We start from the raw sequence: 18954 nt of genomic DNA on the forward strand, positions 1-18954 counted from the left end.
GCGTTTCATCAGTTCGTCTTCGGGAACGTCAAGATCCAGCATAACGTTTACGCTTTGTCCGCGTTCGGCAAGCATCTTCTTCAATGCTTCTGCCTGTGCGATAGTACGGGGGAAACCATCGAAAATAACGCCTTTGCTATCCTTGAAGCTGTCCAGTGTGCTTGCCAGGATGTCGATAATCAGTTCGTCCGGCAACAGTTGTCCCTGGTCGATGTAGCCTTTGGCTGTCTTGCCCAGCTCAGTGCCGTTCTTGATTTCTGCGCGGAGCACGTCTCCGGTGGAAATGTGGTTGATACCGTACTTCTCTACAATTCTCTCGCTTTGTGTTCCCTTACCTGAACCGGGAGCACCGAAAATTACAATGTTCAACATTTGTTTAGCTATTATTTTTGATTTACAAATTAATACCTTTGCCTTGCTGCCTTTTCCCGGTTTCAGTCTACTACGGTATAGATGTCGGGATAGTTGCGTCCGAATCCGTCATAGTCCAGACCATAGCCCACGATGAAGTCGTTGGGAATGTTCATGGCTACGTATTCGATGTTCAAGTCTACTTTCAACTTGTCGGGTTTCACCAGTAACGAGGCGATGTGAATTTCCTTGGGACCGCGTGTGCCGAGGGTTTCCAGCAGGCGTTGCATGGTGAGGCCGGTATCTACGATATCTTCGACAATGACAATGGTGCGTCCGGAGATGTCTTCGTTGATGCCGATCACTTCTTTGATTACTCCCGTAGAAGATACTCCCTGATAAGAGGCAAGTTTAACGAAAGAAATCTCACAAGGAATGGTGATGCGCTTCATCAGGTCGGAAGTAAACATGAACGAGCCGTTCAACACACTTAGGAAAAGCGGATTCTTACCCGCCAAATCGCGGTTGATTTCGTTCGCTACACGGGTTACTTCTTTCAATATGTCCTGTTCCTTAATGGAAACGGTGAACATTTTGTCTTTTATTTGTATGGTATCCATAAATGGGAGTTTTTAGAAAGTTGGCGCAAAAATAGTGATTTTATTCCACTCCGTGCATCATCTTCTGCAATTTCTTTGAGAGTAGGAAAAGGATAAGCGATGCGGTGGCGGACATTACGACAAATACCATGAAGAAGTCGTACATCGTTTCTATGCGGTAGCCAAGCAGTGTCTTTACTTTTCCGGCTTCGGGATAGAGCCCGCTCAGCGTACCCGCAAACTTGTTGGCTGTGGCCGTGGAGAGATACCATATACCCATCATCAGCGAAGCAAAGCGGATAGGAGTGAGCTTGTTCACCATGGACAATCCGATAGGCGAAAGGGCAATTTCGCCCATGGTGTGGATGAAATAAAGTCCTGTGAGCCAGATGAGGCTTACCTTGACGCCGGGTTGCACATCCTTTACAGCGAAGCAGATAACGAGATAACCCAAGGATAGAAGCAGCAAGCCGATGGCCTGTTTGGTGGGAGAGGCGGGTTCCATGCCCCGTTTATTGAGGAAGCCCCATACTCCCGGCATGATGGCTGCCAGTATCACTACGAAGAATGGATTGAATGACTGTATCCAGGAAGCCGGCATTTCCCAGCCGAAGATAACGCGGTCGGTCTGTTCGGAAGCGAAAAGCGTCAGTGAAGCGCCTGCCTGTTCGTAGGCTGCCCAGAAGAAGATTACGAAGAAGGCGATGATATAGATGACAAAGATGCGGTCGCGTTCAATCTTCGTAAGCGAGCCTTCCAACAGGATGCTGACAGGAAAGACGATACAGGCGGTGAAGATGCCGATGCTGATCCAGTCGTTGCCGAAACACCAGTAGAAGAAAACGGCAAGCGCTATTGTCAATACTCCTAATAAGAGATAATTACGTTTTTTCTTGCTGTTGTGCATAGTGGATTGGGCGGCTGTCTTTGTAGCTTGCGGTTGTTCCTTTTTAGCATCGGGAATGATGCCGAGCTGCTTGCCGTCGGGACCGATAAGGTATTTATTCTTCTGTGTCTCGAACAATATGACCGTAAAGACGGTGACAATTGCGGCAATCAGAAAGCCCCATTTGAAGTCGTTCGGATTACCGGTTTCGCCAAAATAGCCGCATACCAGCGGGGCAAGGAAAGAGCCTACGTTGACGCCCATATAGAATATGGTATAGGCGGAGTCCAACCGTCTGTCGCCCGGTTCGTACAATTGTCCCACGAGGGAAGATACCGTAGGTTTGAAACATCCGTTTCCCAATATAAGGAAGGTGAGTCCGCCATACATCAGCCAGTGCGACAGTTGGACAGCGTCCAGCATGGAAGCGCTGAAGAACATCAGAAACTGTCCCAATGCCATCATGATGGCTCCCCAGAAGACAGAACGGCGGATGCCCCAGTATTTGTCGGCAATATATCCGCCGATAAGCGGGGTGAGGTAGACCAGTCCGGTGTAGCTGCCGTAGATGGAAGCGGCGTGTTCTTTGTCGAACAGCAAGGCCTGTGTCAGGAACAGAATGAAAATAGCCCGCATGCCATAGTAGCTGAAACGTTCTGCGGTACTGGTGGCGAAAATCAGGTAAAGTCCTTTAGGGTGTTTGGATGTGCTCATTGGTTATGTGTTAATTGTCTTTATATGTTTTGAGCCGCAAAAGTAGTTATTATTTTTTGTACCTTTGCTCGTAACTTAAACGAATAAACTGCAATGATAAAAATATTTCCTACCATTCAGATAAAAGAACTGGATGCCTATACGATAGAGAATGAGCCGATTGCTTCCATAGACCTTATGGAGCGCGCTTCGCAGGCTCTGGCAAAAGCCATATCCGAGCGCTGGGGAGCGGAAACCCCTTTTACGGTATTTGCCGGCCCCGGCAACAATGGGGGAGACGCGCTGGCTGTTTCGCGTCTGCTGGCAGAGCAGGGATATCGGGTGGAGGTATATCTCTTTAATACGAAAGGTACTTTGTCTCCGGATTGCGAAACGAACAAGGAACGTTTGGCAAGGGTTTCCGGAATTGATTTTCATGAGATAACCACGCAATTCGTGCCGCCAGTGCTGACAGCGGAGCATGTGGTTGTAGACGGACTGTTCGGCAGCGGACTGAACAAACCTTTGAGCGGTGGTTTCGCTGCGGTAGTGAAGTACATCAACTCCTCGCCGGCTACGGTAGTTGCCATTGATGTGCCTTCCGGTTTAATGGGAGAGGACAATACCTATAATATTCAGGCTAATATCATCCGTGCAGACCTGACGCTAAGCTTGCAACTGCCGAAGCTGGCTTTTCTCTTTGCCGAGAACGAGCCGTTTGTGGGTGAGTGGCAGTTGCTGGATATCGGTTTGAGTGAGGAAGCCATTACAGAAAAGGAAACGGATTTTGCGTTGACGGAACACGAGGATATGGCATCGGTGCTGAAGCCACGCGGCAGGTTTGCACATAAAGGAAGCTTCGGACGCGCCTTGTTGATAGCAGGTTCGCAAGGAATGGCGGGAGCGTCGGTGCTTGCGGCACGTGCTTGCCTGCGCTCCGGAGTGGGATTGCTTACGGTTCATATTCCTTTTTGCAATAACTTTATCGTGCAGACTGCCGTACCGGAGGCCATGACGGAAATAGATATAAACGATGTCCGTTTTTCTTGTGCCACTGATACTGACGACTATCAGGCGGTGGGTATCGGTCCGGGATTAGGCAGGGCGGAAGATACCGAAGCTGCTTTACTGGATCAGATAGATTCTTGCCAGACGCCCATGATAGTGGATGCCGATGCGTTGAACCTGTTGGGTGAACATCGCAGTTACATCGGCCGTTTGCCCAAAGGCAGTATTCTCACTCCGCATCCCAAAGAATTGGAACGGTTGGTTGGGAAATGTCAGAACTCGTACGAACGTTTGACAAAAGCCCGTGAACTGGCAAAAAGCGCCGGAGTATACATTATATTGAAAGGTGCTTATTCCGTTATTATTGCACCGTCGGGAAAGTGCTGGTTTAATCCTACCGGAAATCCCGGCATGGCGACAGGGGGTAGCGGTGATGTGCTTACGGGTGTCGTATTGGCCTTGCTGGCGCAAGGATACGATGCGGAAACTGCTGCACGTATGGCCGCTTATGTCCATGGACTGGCGGGAGATATTGCTTGCAAGAAGCATGGAGCAATGGGTATGACGGCAGGGGATATTGTTACTTGCTTACCGTTGGCATGGCGGATGCTGGAGGAGAAATTGTAAACTGCATGTTAATGTTGGTATTTCAATATTCTGATGTTTTAAAAACTAATAGATTCGTTTTTTACATTCTTGTAGTAATATGGAAACAACCTTGCTTCAGTTCATATTTAATGTAGCACTTTTCTGCTCTCTTCAAGTCGCGCAATACCTCGGACAGCACCAGCTTCAATGTATCCGAACTGACATCCTGTAACGGACGTCCGTCTTCATCCTCTACTTTCTGGAAGCGTTTCCAACTGACATCGAATGTCGTGCCGTAGCAATGAGCGGAATTTTCGGATGCATTGCCGTTGCGACGGCGCAGACGCTTGACATCGTCTTTTGTACGCAGTACGGAAGTTACTGTAATCTTGTTCGGATTCAAGCCTTTGGCAGCCAGGGAATCGAGAAAGTTATAACCGATTGTATCGAGCAGGGCAGCCGCTCCCGGAATGAGATACGGGACGGAATGTGTCAAAGAATCAACCGCGTACAAATCATTTGTTGCGATATACTGCAACGTTTCTTTCATTTTTTCCGCTTCCTCGCGCGATGCTAACGGACGGATGCCGATAGCTTGCGCCACATTCAAATGCTTTTCATTCAAATCGCCGAAAGAACGTTTGTAACTGATAACACCCCGTATGTTGTGCGGTTCATTCAGCTTGAGGGACATGTCTTTTTTCTTACATCCAGCCAGGCAGCAAGTTATTGCCATGCCTGCCAATAAAAACAGGGAAATGAAACGGCTTTTATTATACATAATTAATTCTGAACTTTGTAGAATTGTGTAATTTGTGGTGAAAACTCCTGCAAAGATAGTGTAATCCTATAGAACAATTGGAAGAGTTTGCTGCTTTTTTCCCCTCTTTTTGTACCTTTGCAGCCAAATTCAGGAATAAAAAGAAACGTGCAGCGATATTTTATCTATTTGGCCTACGACGGCACTGCTTATCATGGCTGGCAGATTCAGCCCAACGGTGCAAGTGTGCAGGAGTGTTTGATGAAAGCACTCTCTACCTTGTTGCGGCGTGAAGTGGAGGTGGTGGGTGCCGGACGCACCGATGCCGGTGTACATGCTTCCCTAATGGTGGCGCATTTTGACAGTGAAACTCCGTTGGATGTGATATTCATGACGGATAAGCTGAACCGCCTGCTTCCCCCGGATATTTCCGTTTACCGTCTGCGTGCCGTACGTCCCGATGCTCATGCGCGCTTTGATGCCACGGCACGTACATACAAATACTATGTTACTACGGCCAAGATGCCTTTCAATCGTCAGTATCGTTGCCGTCTGTTCCAGACTCCGGACTTTGAACGGATGAACGAAGCTGCCCGGACTTTGTTTGAATATACGGATTTTACCAGTTTCAGCAAGTTGCATACCGATGTCAAAACCAATAATTGCAAGATAATGCACGCTGCCTGGACGCAGGTAGATGAAGTGACCTGGGTATTTACCATTCAGGCCGACCGTTTTCTGCGGAACATGGTACGTGCTGTAGTGGGTACATTGCTCGAAGTCGGCAGGGGTAAACTTACCATCGGGGGCTTTCGCCGGGTTATCGAACAAAAAGACCGGTGCCGTGCAGGAACTTCCGTTCCCGGTAACGCTTTGTTCCTTGTAGATGTTGCCTATCCTGAAGAAACTTTTATTAGCGGTTAGTGGTTAGTGATAAGTGATTACTTTTACTCTTTCTCTTCTTGTAATATAGCTAATTCATAACTTATAACTCATAATTCATAGCTAAAATCAATGTGGTTATTATTAGCCTTTCTCTCGGCAGCCTTGTTGGGATTTTATGATGCTTTCAAGAAGCAGGCGCTCAAAGACAATGCCGTGCTTCCGGTTTTGTTTTTGAATACGGTATTTTCCAGTTTAATATTTCTTCCGTTTATTCTGGTATCGTGTTTTGCTCCTGCTGTGTTGGGAGGTACGATGTTTGATGTTCCTGTAGTGGGATGGGGTGTGCATAAATTTATCATCATCAAATCTTTCATCGTTCTTTCCTCGTGGATATTCGGATATTTCGGAATGAAGCACTTGCCGCTTACCATTGTAGGCCCGATTAATGCAACGCGTCCGGTAATGGTACTTGTGGGAGCCATGCTTGTATTCGGCGAGCGGCTCAATCTGTATCAATGGATAGGTGTGATGTTGGCAGTCCTGTCGTTCTTTATGTTAAGCCGTTCCGGTAAGAAAGAGGGTATCGACTTCAAGCACAATAAATGGATTCTCTTTATTGTACTGGCGGCCGTGACGGGTGCTGTCAGCGGATTATACGACAAGTATCTGATGAAGCAGCTGCCGCCTATGGTGGTGCAGTCATGGTACAACATCTATCAGGTGTTTATCATGTGTCCCATTATCCTGTTGCTGTGGTATCCCAAGAGAAAGGAAAGTACACCGTTCCGTTGGGATTGGACTATCATCGGTATATCCGTCTTTCTTTGTGCAGCAGACTTTGTGTATTTCTATGCCTTGAGTTATGAGGATTCCATGATTTCTATCGTATCTATGGTACGACGTGGCAGTGTGGTTGTTTCTTTCCTGTTTGGCGCCCTTTTCTTCCGTGAAAAGAATTTAAAAAGCAAGGCGGTAGACCTCATTTTGGTGCTGATTGGAATGTTCTTCCTATATTTGGGGAGCAAATAGAATTTCAATAGCGCGTATGGCAGAAGATTTGTGTATCAGTAATGGCGGCAAAGAAGAGAAGTATCGTATGTTGCTTCCGCAAATTAAGTGTCTGATTGAAGGAGAGGATGACCTTATCGCCAATCTGGCTAATGTTGCGGCTGCACTGAAAGAGACTTTTCACTTTTTCTGGGTGGGATTTTATCTGGTGAAAGGTGAGGATCTGGTGCTTGCCCCTTTTCAGGGTCCGGTGGCTTGTACCAGAATAAAGAAGGGGCGTGGCGTTTGCGGAAAGGCCTGGAAGAGGGCTGAAATATTGGTTGTACCGGATGTAGATGCTTTTCCGGGTCATATAGCATGCAGTTCTTTGTCGCGTTCGGAAATAGTGCTTCCGCTTCTTCGTGCAAAGGGAGAAGTATGGGGTGTGCTGGATGTGGACAGTGAAAACTTGAATAGTTTTGATGAGGTGGATGCGCGTTTTTTGCAGGAGTTATGTTCTTATCTGTAAGGTGATTTTTATAATAATAAGATTTTAGTATTGATAAAATATTATAGGGATATGGTGAAGAAGTTGATAGTCTTTTTATTTGTAGTAGGTATGGGAATTGGTTCTTTGTCGGCGCAACTGGCAAAAACTTGCTTTACCAATATGCCCGATTCTCTGAGTCCGTTGCTTACGGCTGTAAATCGTGCCGACTTTATTGACTTCTTGGAGAGCAAGATGAAAGCGGAAGTAACCAATCGTTTTGGCGGTAAGTCGGAAATGACTGAGCTTACTCCCGATTATATCCGTGTGCAGGTAACACCTCAAAGTACCTGGCAGATGAAACTTTTGTCAGTGAACGACAGTACCCGTCTTATCTGTACTGTTTCTACAGTTTGTGCTCCGGCTTGTGACAGTCATATCAAGTTTTATACTACCGGTTGGGAAGAGTTGCCCGCTGCATCCTATTTGGCATCATTACCTAATATGAATGATTTTATTCTGCCTGCTTCCGATACGGTAGATGTGTACCGCTATCAGAATGCTCGCCTTCAGGCTGATATGCTTTTAATGAAAGCCGACCTTTCGGGCAAGGACGCTACGCTGACTTTTACTTTTACCACTCCCGACTATATGGAAAAAGAAGCAGCGGAAAAACTAAAACCGTTTCTCCGCGATCCTATAATCTATACGTGGAAAGAAGGGAAGTTCAATAATTAAGTATAAGGTATAAAATAATAAGGCTTATAGAAGCTAAGCTAATGTAGAGTATCAGAGGGGCAGTGTAGATTTCCTTATTTCTTATACTTAATTTTCATACTTAATTCTTCATGTTTGATTTTTATTTTACTTTGATTTTGTCGAATCCTTCTCCGTATACTCCGATTACCTGACTTTGTGACACAAAGGCATTCGGGTCTATGTCTTTTATCAGCCGGAAGATAATGGTTGATTCCCGTTTTTTGGCAAGTACAAACAGCATTTTTATTTCCTTGCCGGTATAGAATCCGGAAGCATTTATAACTGTCGCGCCGCGGTGAGGATACACATTGATATGTCTGGCTATCTCCTCATACTTTTCGCTGATGATGAAAAACTGCACGGATTGGCGTGCACTGTTTACTACTTGATCCAGAACGAAACTACAGATGTATAGAGTGACATAGCCGTATACTACTTTTTCCCAGTCTTTCAGCACGAAGTAGCTGGAAGAGATGATGATAATGTCACAAAACAGCATGACCCGTCCCAGTGTAATGTCCCTGTATTTGTTAATGATAGCTGCGATAATATCCGTTCCGCCCGTACTTCCGTTCGAAGAGAAAGCAATGCCGATGCCGCCGCCACAGAAAGATGCTCCGATGACACATGCCATGAAAGGCTGGTCGTTCAGTAGGTGAACGCCGTCTGTCAGTTGCTGAATGATTGGCAGAAAGGAAGTCAGGGTAAAAACGGCAAAAATTGTCTTGATGCTGAACTTCCATCCTAAAATACGGATAGCAAGCAATAACAGTAGGAAGTTGATGCCGAAATAAACATATTGTACCGGCAGTCCTGTTGCAAAATATACCAGTGAGGCAATACCTGGTACTCCGCCTGTGGTAATATCGTTAGGGAGCAGGAATACTGTCCACCCGATACCATACATAATCATGCCTAAAGCAATCATTAAATAATCCCGCATTTCACGAAATATGTTCTGCCGGGAAGGAATGTGCATGTTCATTTGTAGTTTGCAGTTAGATTTGCGGCAAAGATAGATATTTTATCAATCTCGAAATATAAGTTATCGGGTATTTGTATTAGTTCGGATGAAATAAATTTGCTTGTGGTAATAATTCTTTTGAAATGCTTGAACTTAGCTTCTTAAATGTTAGGTAGCCTGCATTTGGCAGAACTAATGTTTTTTGTACAATATTCTATTTGCATTACTCTAAATCATAATAAAAATCAAAAGAGAAAGTCTTTGTATCAAATGTAATATATAAATGATTTTAAGAATGCATCATCTTTGCAATACAGATATTGTATTCGAACACAGTACTTGAATATCGTTAATCTTATATTTATTTTATGACATTTTAGCTGGATTGTTATATTATTAATTAAAAATTATATTGTTAAACTATGAGAATTCTACACAAAAAACTTTGTCTGTTGATGTTCCTGTTAACAGGCTGTTCTCTCGGCATTTTTGCCCAAAATAGAACAATTACCGGTACGGTTCGAGACGCCGTTGATGTGGTGATTGGTGCTTCTGTCACAGTAAAGGGCAACAGTTCTATCGGTACGATAACTGATATGGATGGCAAGTTCAGGATCTCAGTACCTTCTTCCGCTAGAGATTTGGTGATTAAATTTATCGGATATGATGATGCTGTAATCAGATTGGGTACACCTACTGATTATAAGGTTACGTTGAAAGAGTCTTCCGTGATGTTGGAAGAAGTAGTAGCTATTGGTTATGCCAAGGTGAAGCGTAAAGATTTGACAGGTGCTATTTCATCGGTAGGCGGTAAAGAATTAGCTAATGTACCAGTAACAACCGCGATGCAGGCGTTGCAAGGAAAAGCTGCCGGTGTAAATATCGTAACAGAGAGTGGTGCTCCAGGTGCAGGTGCCAACATTACCATTCGTGGTGGTATGTCATTGACTCAAAGTACTGAACCTCTTTATATTGTAGATGGATTTGAGATGGGAAGTGCTCTTGATAATATTGATATTAATGACATTGAAAGTATTGACGTACTGAAAGATGCTTCTTCGACAGCTATTTATGGTGCTCGCGGTTCCAATGGTATTATTTTGATTACTACTAAATCTGGTAAGAAAGGTAAGACACAAGTTTCTTACAATACCTATTTTTCTTTCGATAAGTTAGCCAAAAAATTAGATTTAATGTCTAATGTAGAAGATTTTGTGAAATACCAGTATGAGTTTGCTGAGTTGACAGGTATTACTCCTACATGGAGTGCTTTTTATGATGATGGCATGGCTACAGATGCCACAGGTTTTTATACGGGTGTATATGACCGTATACATGAGCGTTACGCTGATGCATCTTCTATTGACTGGCAGGATGAAGTATTCGGTGGATATGCCATGACGCAGAGCCATAATGTAAATATCTCTACCGGAACGGAAAAGACTCAGGTGATGTTGAGTTATAATTATAATGGACAGGATGGTCTGCTTGCCAATCATTCAGCCAATAAAAGTGCTTTCCGTGCAAAAATCAATTCAGAACTTTATAAAGGAATTCGCCTAGATGTCAACGCAATGTTTAATAACAAGAGTGTAGATGGCGGCGGCAGTTATTCTGGTATGAAGTATGTGTTACGTCAACCTATCAGCGGTGGTACTTACTTTACCCGTGACCAAATGTTGACAGAGCAGACCTATGTGGATTTTCGTGGAGCTGAGAGTTCCTATACGGCTTCTAACCCTTTGATACAGAACGAAGCTTCTACTTCCAATAAACGTTCTCGTATGTTTTCTGTAAATGCCGGTTTAGAGTTTGACTTTCTGAAACACTTTACTTACCGCATTGCCGGAAGCTACAGATGGAATAGCAGCAAATCCACTTCATTTTCCGATGAACGCTCTACCGGTTACCTGATGGACCCAGTTAATACGGGTATGACGGGAAGCATAGGAAATAGTGAATCTTATTCTTATCAGATAACGAATACTTTGAACTATAATCAGACTTTTGCAAAGAAGCATAAGGTAAATCTTTTATTGGGTCACGAAGTGAGTTATAGTGAAGATGAAAGCAATTCTATCAGCGTGAAGCAGATGCCCTATCCTAACCATGGAATTGATGATATTTCATTGGGAAATGTAGAAGAAAAGAAATCAGGTCATGGACATAGTGGAATCGTTTCTGCTTTCTTACGCGCTAACTATACATTTGATGAACGTTATTTGCTGACTGCAACTCTTCGTGCCGATGGTTCTTCTAAATTTGCCAAAGGACATCAGTGGGGAGTTTTTCCTTCAGCTTCAGTTGCATGGAGAATTTCTGAGGAAAGTTTCTGGAAAGAGAATCGTATCAATGATGTTGTCAATAGTTTGAAATTGCGTGTTGGTTATGGTACTACAGGTAACAATGGCGTGGGAAGCTTCTCTTACCGCACTAATGTTTCATTGACCTCTTACCCTATGAATAATGTAATGACTAATCCTGCTTATGTATTAGGTACGCAGTTGGGTAACCCGGAATTGAAATGGGAGACACAAGTAGCTACCAATGTTGGCCTTGATGTGTCTTTATTCAATAGCAGAGTAAATTTGACAGCAGAATGGTATAATAATCAAGCGAATGACTTGTTATTGAACTGTGTTGTTCCATCTTCTACAGGTTATTCTACACAATATCAAAATGTAGGTAAGATGCGCAACAGAGGTTGGGAAGTCACGCTGAATACAGTGAATATCCGAACTAAAAATTTCAGTTGGACAAGTGATTTGAATTTGTCTTTTAATAAATCAAAAGTAGTAGCGTTGGAGCAAGGACAGACTGAAAAGACATTCAGTGCAGGTGATTCCCGTTCAGGTATGGTTACCTACTATGCAACAGTCGGCGAAGCTTTAGGTGAAATGTACGGTTATAAATATGAAGGTATTTATACAGCGGAGGATTTCATTGAGGGAAAAGATGGTAAACTGACTTTGCGTGAAGGAATTGTGAAGCCTAAGTCGGGAACTCCTCAACCAGGTGATATTAAGTATGCAGCCGATGATGTAGACGAAGAAGGGAATCCTATATTTACTAAGAAAAATGTGAAAATCGGTAATGGAACTCCAGATTGTATCGGCGGTTTCAATAATACGTTTACTTATAAAGGTTTTGATTTAAGTGTTTTCTTGAAATTTGCCATTGGCCAGGATATCTATAATGCAAATAAACAGAGCTTAACTACTTATTCTATATTTGAGAATATTCCACAGGAATTCAGTAACTATTACCGTGTAGTAGATCCTTCTACCGGAAAACAAGCAACGCTGTCACGTATGCAGGAAATGAACCCCGATGGTTCTGCACGTATTTGGGGATTGACTAAAAATAACAAGGAATGGGGCTTCTATCCTTCTTCTTATTTTGTTGAAGACGGTTCTTACTTGCGGTTGGCTCAGATTACATTGGGGTATACCTTGCCGAAAACGTGGTTGAAGAAAGCGATGATTTCCAATGCCCGTATTTATTTTACAGCTAACAATGTGGCTACACTTACCGGATATTCAGGCTATGACCCTGAGGTGAGAGCTGCTAAGGATAACGTGGTTACTACTCCGGGATATGACAGTTCCGCATATCCCCGTTCAAGAAGTTATGTTGTTGGTCTTAATTTAACGTTTTAATTAGAAAAAGAATATGAATAGCAAAATATTTAAATGGGCTGGTTTGAAAAAGAAACTGGTTATGGTGGCAATACTCAGTTTTTCGTTGGGTATGAGCATGACATCATGCACTGATTGGCTGGAAATGGAGTCTTATACCTCTGACGATGTTGATTATATATTTGAGAATGAGACTAAAGCGGATTTGTTTGTACAAGGGTGTTACAGAGGACTTATACACAAGGAGATGTTTTATAATCTTGGTATGGGTGAAACGGTAGTGCATACGGCAGAGGATGGTTTCAGTAGTAAATACAAGGCATGTAATTATGATTTTGACCCATTGGTTCCTACCACTGTTACAACTATCTTTAAAGAGGGATACCGTATTATTGAATCAACAAATGTCGCTATCAGCCGTTTGAAGAAGATGCCCGAAACTGTGAAGCGAAATCAATTGTTAGGGGAAGCATTGGCCATTCGTGCATTCTGTTACCACAACTTGATACGTATCTATGGAGATGTACCTGCTGTATATGTTCCCCTGGAAGAAATGGATGCAAATGATGAGAACCGTTTTTATCCGAAACGTTCACCTCGTGATGGTATATATGACCAAATTGTTTCGGACTTGCAACAGGCTACAGAATGGTTACCTTGGTACGAGGAGAGCGGTTATACTTCGACCGAGCGTCTTACCAAACAAGGAGCATATGCATTGCTGGCACGTATTGCTCTTTATGCAGGAGGTTATTCATTGCGCTGGGATTTGGAGACAAATGATCCTGCAACTTTGAAAATGGCTCGTCGGGATGATGCTACACGTGTTAAGGAATTATATGAAATAGCGAATGATGCATGCTTTCAAATCAAAGAACATGGAAAGAACTCATTGGTACAGGGAAAAGACGGAATGAGTGGTTTCCAATATCTGTGGTATAATCATTGCCAGCGTAAACTTACGGAGACAGAATCTGAAATGATTTGGCAATTGGCAGAATATGGTGACAAGACCAACTCGGAATTTGGACTTTATCTGCAGCCAGGTTCTTATAATGGAACATATGGTTCACGCAAGACATTACAGTTTGTTCTGCCAACTTATTATCTTTCATTTGATAAAAAGGATACTCGTCGGGATGTAACATGTACTTCATATAGTATCTACCCCAAAGATGGCGGTAAAAAAGGACCATGGATTGATACCGGTACTACTTATTCTTCTATACTATTGGGTAAGTGTCGTATCCAATGGTGTGTGGAACCGCAAGCTGCAAGCCAAAGAAATATCAATATTCCGCTTATACGTTATTCAGATGTACTTTTGATGTATGCTGAAACGGAGAATTACTTGAATAACGGTCCTACTCCCGAGGCTGAAGCTGCCTTGAAGGAAGTACGTACCCGTGCCGGAGTGGGTGAACTGCCTATTCCAACCGATCAGCAAGGTTTTGAAGATGCGCTTGTGCAGGAACGTAAATGGGAGTTTGCCGGAGAATTTACTCTTCGTAGCGATTTAATTCGTATGGGACGTTTGGCTAAGGAGTTGAGACAGGCCAAGCAGGATATGAAAGACTTGTCCGATCGTAAGGGTGCATATGCCAATGTGCCGAAATATAGATTGTATAAATATCAGGAAGACGGTCAAAAGTACGGTGATAAGTTCCTTGCCATAGATTATATTGAACTGACAGATCCTACGGAGATAGCTACAGTAAAAAATATTCCAGAAGACGAAAAGCAGTATAGTGATTATGAAACAGAACTGATTGAAATTGTGAAGAATCATCGTTCTAATGTAACTTCGCAGGATAAATGGTATCCTAGGGCAATGTTTGAAGCTTTCAGCAGTGAATTCAATATGAAAGGACAAGCTGTTGTCGGATTTGCCAAATCTGCTAGAGGTAAGATACAAGTAGGCAAGATTATTTATCAACAGCCTACCGGTTCGGAGGAAAATGGAGGTTCTTATCCTGCTTGGATTGATAAAGGGGATGGTTCTGATGGATTATTTTATGGTTTTAAGGAGAACTTTTCTGAATTATGTCCGTTTGCTGCAAAATCTAGTGGACATCCTTTGATAGATAATCCAAATCTGACTCAATTGCCTGGCTATTGATAGCAAACTTCTCATAGACTGGAGCGTGGTTTTGTGACTGTGGCATTTATAACGCAGTTTGAGACCACGCTTTTTATTAACCTCTAATATTATTGAAAGTATGAAAATGACGAAGACTTTTCTTTTAAGTATGTTGTTGGCTTGTACTGGATGCACTGAAGAAATAAACACAAAAGAAGTATATGTCAAAGGAGATTCCGGAAAGTTTCCCGATTATGGTGAGGTGCTTGCCTTTCCTGGTGCAGAAGGTTTTGGGCGATATGCTACAGGTGGACGTGGTGGAGAAATATATCGCGTTACTAATCTTAATGATGATGGTGAAGGTTCTTTTCGAGATGCGGTGAGTAAGTCTGACCGTATTATTGTATTTGATGTGGCTGGTATCATAAACCTGAAGTCGACATTGATTTTCTCAAAAAATCTGACGATAGCCTGTCAGACGGCTCCCGGTGATGGTATTGTCTTGTATGGTAATCGTGTATCGTTTACGGATGCAGATAATTTAATATGTCGTCATTTGCGTATTCGTATGGGAATTAAAGGTTCTGATGGCAAGGATGCCGCGGGAGTGGCTGATGGAGAAAATATGATATTTGATCACTTGTCTGTAACGTGGGGACGTGATGAGAATTTTTCTATAAACAGTACTACGGCACGTAACATAACTATACAGAATTCTATTATTGGACAGGGATTACAGAATCATTCTTGTGGTGGATTGATGCAAACCGATCTTGAAAATGGAATCACATTGTTTCGTAACCTTTATATTGATAACAAGACTCGTAATCCGAAAGTTAAGGGGCTGAACCAATTCGTGAATAATGTTGTATATAATTGGGGAAGTGGCGCTGCGTATAACATGAGTGGTGATTCTGAAGGTAGTTCGTTGACTTCAATTGAAAATAACTATTTTATTAAAGGTCCTGTGGTTAACTGGCAGAATGTACGTCAGGAAGATGGCAGCATAAAGGTGGAATTGGTTGATATGTCACCAACTAAGCCGTTTATCGGTGGAAATGAACGTTTTAATACTTATTGCGTTGGAAACTTTTATGATGAAGATAAGAATGGTGTTTTGAATGGGGTAGAAATACTTCCTGCAATCAATTGGGAAGAACTTTGTTCTGGTAATCCGACTTTTCTTGCTACGTGTCCGGAAATATTTCCTACTATTTCTCAGCAATCGGATGCCGAAAAAGCGTATGAATGGATTGTGAAATATGTTGGTGCAAGTCTGCCTGTGCGCGATCAGGTGGATGCTTATCTTATCAGCGAACTGACTTCATTGGGAGAAAAAGGGACTATAATCCAAAATGAACAAGATACACAACAGTTTCCTTTAGGTGGTGTAGGTGAAATAGAATCTGGAGTGAGCCTCTTAGATACTGATGGTGACGGTATGCCTGATGAGTTTGAAGACGGATATGGTTTGGATAAGAATAATCCGGACGATGCTTCACAAATGGCAGAAAACGGATATACCAATATTGAGAATTATATATTTACGCTTGATGAAAGATTAGATAAATAATTTTTTTTTATGATAAAATTATTGATGAAATACCTGCTATTTGCCGGAGTAATGGCAGTAGTAGTTGGCTGTACCGAAGAAAAAATGGAGGAAGTCTTTATAGAACAACCTAATTCTTTTCATATAAAAGTAGAAGGTGATGAAGCTTTTGCTTTGAATATTCCTTCCGGTGGAAAAATCGGTATTAATGGTAAAGAGGTACAAGTCTTGTCAAAAGGGTTGGTTAGTTTATATGAAGTGCCTGCCGAGGAAAAATATACGGTATACTATCCTTTAAGCGTACAGCTGCAAGAGGAGCGAATGAAGTTTAACATGCCCAAGGACCAGATTTACCGTACTGGCGGAGTTGATGTAGCAGCATGTCCGTATTATGCTGTTGCTGATAATGAAGGATTGGCGGATTTGAAATTGAAACCGGCATTGGGTGCGTTAAAATTGATAATACCTGCCAATCAGGAATTTGCTTCTATATCATCTGTCGTTTTGAAATCAGAATCGGATGATATAATGGCTGGATGTATAGAATTGGGTTTGGAAAGTGGTAATATTATCACTAAGGAAAATATGTCTCGTGAAGTCGTTTTAAAAGGAAATATTGATATAACTGAGAATAATGAGGCTATTATTGTTCTACCTCCGCAAACATTTACTGGGAAATTGGATGTGATGCTTGTGGCTCCGAAAGGAGGAGGAACGTATAGCCTTGATTTAACAGGAAAATCTATAGAAGCAGGTAAAGTACTTACTGCAACGCTTGATAATATAGATTGGGAAATGTGGACTTATTATTATGGTACTTCTAATTGTGTGATAGTACCACCGGGACAGCTTTCTGTTACAGTGAATTGTGCTGCCTATTATACTACTAGTTCTGTTTATGCATATGAGAATATCTCTGCAGGAGATAATTATTTACCGTTGTCTGCTGCACAATTGTGGAATGATGTTTCTTCTGATTTTGTAAAGGGAGTAACACTCTCTTCAGATCGTAAATCATTTACTGTAAATCTTGACGGACGACCAGGGAATGCAGTGATAGCTATTTATGACAAGGATGATCCTAAAACGGAAGATGCTAAGATTTTGTGGTCATTTCATATTTGGGTGACAGAGGTCAAGGAACAGCATTTGGGTATGAACGTAAAGGGAAATAGCTATACTGTACTTGACAGAAATTTAGGAGCGACTTCCGTTATTCCTGGAGAACGTTCCTCTATAGGATTACTTTATCAATGGGGGCGGAAAGATCCGTTTGTAGGTACAGGGGAGTATGGAAAAAATAGTAATGCCAAAATGTACAATGAAGTAGGAGAAGTTGCTTTTGCTACAGTTAAAGGTGGAGAAAGTACAGGCAATGTGAAATATGCCATACAAAATCCAACAAAGTTCATTATGTATTCTCGGAGTAAAAGCAATACAGCTAATCCACCTTATTATTGTGCTTACGATTGGCTATACTATGCTGATTGGGCATTATGGGGGAATCCAGAGGGATATACTTATCCGAAAGCATCCAATCTTACAAAATCTATATATGACCCGAGTCCAGAAGGTTATATGGTAGCTCCTAATGATACATGGATGGGAGCCAGCGATGGTTACGATAAAACTTCAAGTATTTTTGCTGCAGCAGAATGGAGTAAGGGATATGTTATGATGGATGATAGCGGACAAAACTGGTGGTATCCGATAGGAGGATGGCGTAGTCGCAAGAATGGAAAATTAACTGCAGCAGATACTAATGGTTATTATTGGTGTAGTTCTACTGATAGAGAGAAGGCCGCGAATTCTGTACATCTAACTCTTGGTAAAGATGATGTCAAACTGAATTCGAATAATAGTCGTGCTAATTCCAGTTTGATACGTTGCGTCAAGATACAGAAATAGAAATAAAATTTTCATTCTCTACGCTAATGTGAGATAGCTCTAATAAGAATGAAAGTATTTCATTTGAACAGATAAGATAGGGAGGATTAGCTATTATAAAAAATATGGAGCTATAAAATATTTTGTGTAAATGGAAAATACGGGATTCAAAAATGAGTTCCGTATTTTTTGTTTACACAAAACTTTGCATTGTTCGATTTGTTCTTGATAGAATTGACAGACAGTTTTCAGTTCAAATCTTTTGTTTTCGTCATTGAGTAGAGTAGTGGTAGTATATTCTTTCTGTTCAGAGTTGAACTCTAACATTCGTTGTTGTAACTCTGTTTGTTTATCAAGAATGATTTTCTGAATATACTCTTTATTGGGACAGTTTGGTTTTGGCTTATTTCGTGTAAAGTCCCAATAACGGGGTAGGACAGATATGCCTAAACTTTGGTATTTCTTCTTTCCGTCTTTACAGATGCGGAGCATTAATGGGTATTCACCATTTGCTAAGGTTTTCCACTTATAGCATACTACATTAATCGTTGCGTTTATAAGATTTTGGTTGAACTCTTGGTTGAACTCACTCGGTTAAACCATAGCCAAACCGCCATTGTCTAAAAACAAAAATCAGATAGAAATCTTTCGATAACTATCTGATTTTCAGAAGAGCGGAAGACGGGGCTCAAACCCGCGACCCTCAGCTTGGAAGGCTAATGCTCTATCAACTGAGCTACTTCCGCAATTTTAGTGGGCAAAGATGGATTCGAACCACCGAAGGCGTAAGCCAGCAGATTTACAGTCTGCCCCATTTGGCCACTCTGGTA

14 protein-coding genes, 1 tRNA gene and 1 pseudogene are annotated in these 18954 nt (G+C 42.2%); 9 read left to right on the plus strand and 7 right to left on the minus strand.

Annotated features, from left to right (window positions below; all coding sequences use genetic code 11):
* From AB5903_RS18605 to AB5903_RS18615, 3 genes are all read right to left on the minus strand, one after another.
* Positions 1-372: nucleoside monophosphate kinase (locus AB5903_RS18605; RefSeq protein ID WP_368118102.1), on the minus strand; the 372-nt coding region annotated here is incomplete at its 3' end.
* Positions 373-434: 62 nt separating this feature from the next.
* Positions 435-971, minus strand: a complete 537-nt coding sequence (gene hpt, locus AB5903_RS18610; RefSeq protein WP_005657966.1) for a hypoxanthine phosphoribosyltransferase — start codon at positions 969-971, stop codon at positions 435-437.
* Positions 972-1011: 40 nt separating this feature from the next.
* The gene (locus tag AB5903_RS18615) at positions 1012-2550 is read right to left on the minus strand and encodes a peptide MFS transporter (protein WP_272710384.1); all 1539 of its coding nucleotides are present in this window, start codon (positions 2548-2550) and stop codon (positions 1012-1014) included.
* A gap of 96 nt (positions 2551-2646) precedes the next feature.
* Here AB5903_RS18615 and AB5903_RS18620 point away from each other — a divergent pair, with 96 nt between their 5' ends.
* Entirely contained in the window at positions 2647-4164 is a 1518-nt protein-coding gene (locus tag AB5903_RS18620; RefSeq protein ID WP_034535936.1) for a bifunctional ADP-dependent NAD(P)H-hydrate dehydratase/NAD(P)H-hydrate epimerase, read from the plus strand.
* Between the two features lie 61 nt (positions 4165-4225).
* On the opposite strand, the gene AB5903_RS18625 is transcribed toward AB5903_RS18620, so the two are convergent.
* Positions 4226-4906: a DUF5715 family protein gene (locus tag AB5903_RS18625; protein WP_117666458.1), complete on the minus strand. Its 681-nt coding sequence runs from the start codon at positions 4904-4906 to the stop codon at positions 4226-4228.
* Positions 4907-5053: 147 nt separating this feature from the next.
* On the opposite strand from AB5903_RS18625, the gene truA reads away from it, so the two are divergent.
* The 4 genes from truA (at position 5054) to AB5903_RS18645 (ending at position 7982) form a co-directional block, all read left to right on the plus strand.
* The gene (gene truA, locus AB5903_RS18630; RefSeq protein ID WP_117666498.1) at positions 5054-5809 is read left to right on the plus strand and encodes a tRNA pseudouridine(38-40) synthase TruA; all 756 of its coding nucleotides are present in this window, start codon (positions 5054-5056) and stop codon (positions 5807-5809) included.
* 90 nt (positions 5810-5899) lie between these two features.
* Positions 5900-6799, plus strand: coding sequence for a DMT family transporter (locus tag AB5903_RS18635; RefSeq protein ID WP_005657957.1), 900 nt, complete (start codon positions 5900-5902; stop codon positions 6797-6799).
* A 16-nt stretch (positions 6800-6815) separates the two neighbouring features.
* Positions 6816-7286 carry a GAF domain-containing protein gene (locus AB5903_RS18640; RefSeq protein WP_117666456.1) on the plus strand — a complete coding sequence of 157 codons (471 nt, stop codon included), beginning with the start codon at positions 6816-6818 and terminating at the stop codon, positions 7284-7286.
* Between the two features lie 51 nt (positions 7287-7337).
* Complete coding sequence (locus AB5903_RS18645; RefSeq protein WP_117899476.1) at positions 7338-7982, plus strand: DUF3256 family protein; 645 nt, start codon at positions 7338-7340, stop codon at positions 7980-7982.
* Positions 7983-8103: 121 nt separating this feature from the next.
* On the opposite strand, the gene AB5903_RS18650 is transcribed toward AB5903_RS18645, so the two are convergent.
* Entirely contained in the window at positions 8104-8988 is an 885-nt protein-coding gene (locus AB5903_RS18650; RefSeq protein WP_272710378.1) for a YitT family protein, read from the minus strand.
* 434 nt (positions 8989-9422) lie between these two features.
* On the opposite strand from AB5903_RS18650, the gene AB5903_RS18655 reads away from it, so the two are divergent.
* The 4 genes from AB5903_RS18655 to AB5903_RS18670 all read left to right on the plus strand — a co-directional run bounded on the left by AB5903_RS18655 (position 9423) and on the right by AB5903_RS18670 (position 18145).
* Positions 9423-12626, plus strand: coding sequence for a TonB-dependent receptor (locus AB5903_RS18655; protein ID WP_022104415.1), 3204 nt, complete (start codon positions 9423-9425; stop codon positions 12624-12626).
* A gap of 13 nt (positions 12627-12639) precedes the next feature.
* Complete coding sequence (locus AB5903_RS18660; protein ID WP_060385957.1) at positions 12640-14724, plus strand: RagB/SusD family nutrient uptake outer membrane protein; 2085 nt, start codon at positions 12640-12642, stop codon at positions 14722-14724.
* 100 nt (positions 14725-14824) lie between these two features.
* Positions 14825-16258: a polysaccharide lyase family 1 protein gene (locus AB5903_RS18665; RefSeq protein WP_368118103.1), complete on the plus strand. Its 1434-nt coding sequence runs from the start codon at positions 14825-14827 to the stop codon at positions 16256-16258.
* Between the two features lie 9 nt (positions 16259-16267).
* Complete coding sequence (locus AB5903_RS18670) at positions 16268-18145, plus strand: hypothetical protein (RefSeq protein WP_117667620.1); 1878 nt, start codon at positions 16268-16270, stop codon at positions 18143-18145.
* A gap of 189 nt (positions 18146-18334) precedes the next feature.
* Here the strand turns inward: AB5903_RS18670 and AB5903_RS18675 are convergent.
* Together AB5903_RS18675 and AB5903_RS18680 are read right to left on the minus strand one after the other, a co-directional pair.
* Positions 18335-18616, minus strand: a pseudogene (locus AB5903_RS18675) (Arm DNA-binding domain-containing protein); the annotation flags it as partial.
* A 181-nt stretch (positions 18617-18797) separates the two neighbouring features.
* Positions 18798-18870: transfer RNA gene (locus AB5903_RS18680), tRNA-Gly, on the minus strand.
* Positions 18871-18954: the final 84 nt, after the last annotated feature.

The sequence above is a fragment of the Bacteroides sp. 2201st1_D9_2201SCRN_220225 genome, from assembly GCF_040928965.1.
Taxonomy (GTDB): Bacteria; Bacteroidota; Bacteroidia; order Bacteroidales; family Bacteroidaceae; genus Bacteroides; species Bacteroides stercoris.

Excerpts from the sequence above, each read along its gene's own strand:
- hpt (WP_005657966.1), bottom strand. The coding sequence starts at position 971 with ATGGATACCATACAAATAAAAGACAAAATGTTCACCGTTTCCATTAAG.
- AB5903_RS18615 (WP_272710384.1), bottom strand. The coding sequence starts at position 2,550 with ATGAGCACATCCAAACACCCTAAAGGACTTTACCTGATTTTCGCCACC.
- AB5903_RS18625 (WP_117666458.1), bottom strand. The coding sequence starts at position 4,906 with ATGTATAATAAAAGCCGTTTCATTTCCCTGTTTTTATTGGCAGGCATG.
- AB5903_RS18635 (WP_005657957.1), top strand. The coding sequence starts at position 5,900 with ATGTGGTTATTATTAGCCTTTCTCTCGGCAGCCTTGTTGGGATTTTAT.
- AB5903_RS18640 (WP_117666456.1), top strand. The coding sequence starts at position 6,816 with ATGGCAGAAGATTTGTGTATCAGTAATGGCGGCAAAGAAGAGAAGTAT.
- AB5903_RS18645 (WP_117899476.1), top strand. The coding sequence starts at position 7,338 with ATGGTGAAGAAGTTGATAGTCTTTTTATTTGTAGTAGGTATGGGAATT.
- AB5903_RS18650 (WP_272710378.1), bottom strand. The coding sequence starts at position 8,988 with ATGAACATGCACATTCCTTCCCGGCAGAACATATTTCGTGAAATGCGG.
- AB5903_RS18655 (WP_022104415.1), top strand. The coding sequence starts at position 9,423 with ATGTTCCTGTTAACAGGCTGTTCTCTCGGCATTTTTGCCCAAAATAGA.
- AB5903_RS18660 (WP_060385957.1), top strand. The coding sequence starts at position 12,640 with ATGAATAGCAAAATATTTAAATGGGCTGGTTTGAAAAAGAAACTGGTT.
- AB5903_RS18665 (WP_368118103.1), top strand. The coding sequence starts at position 14,825 with ATGAAAATGACGAAGACTTTTCTTTTAAGTATGTTGTTGGCTTGTACT.
- AB5903_RS18670 (WP_117667620.1), top strand. The coding sequence starts at position 16,268 with ATGATAAAATTATTGATGAAATACCTGCTATTTGCCGGAGTAATGGCA.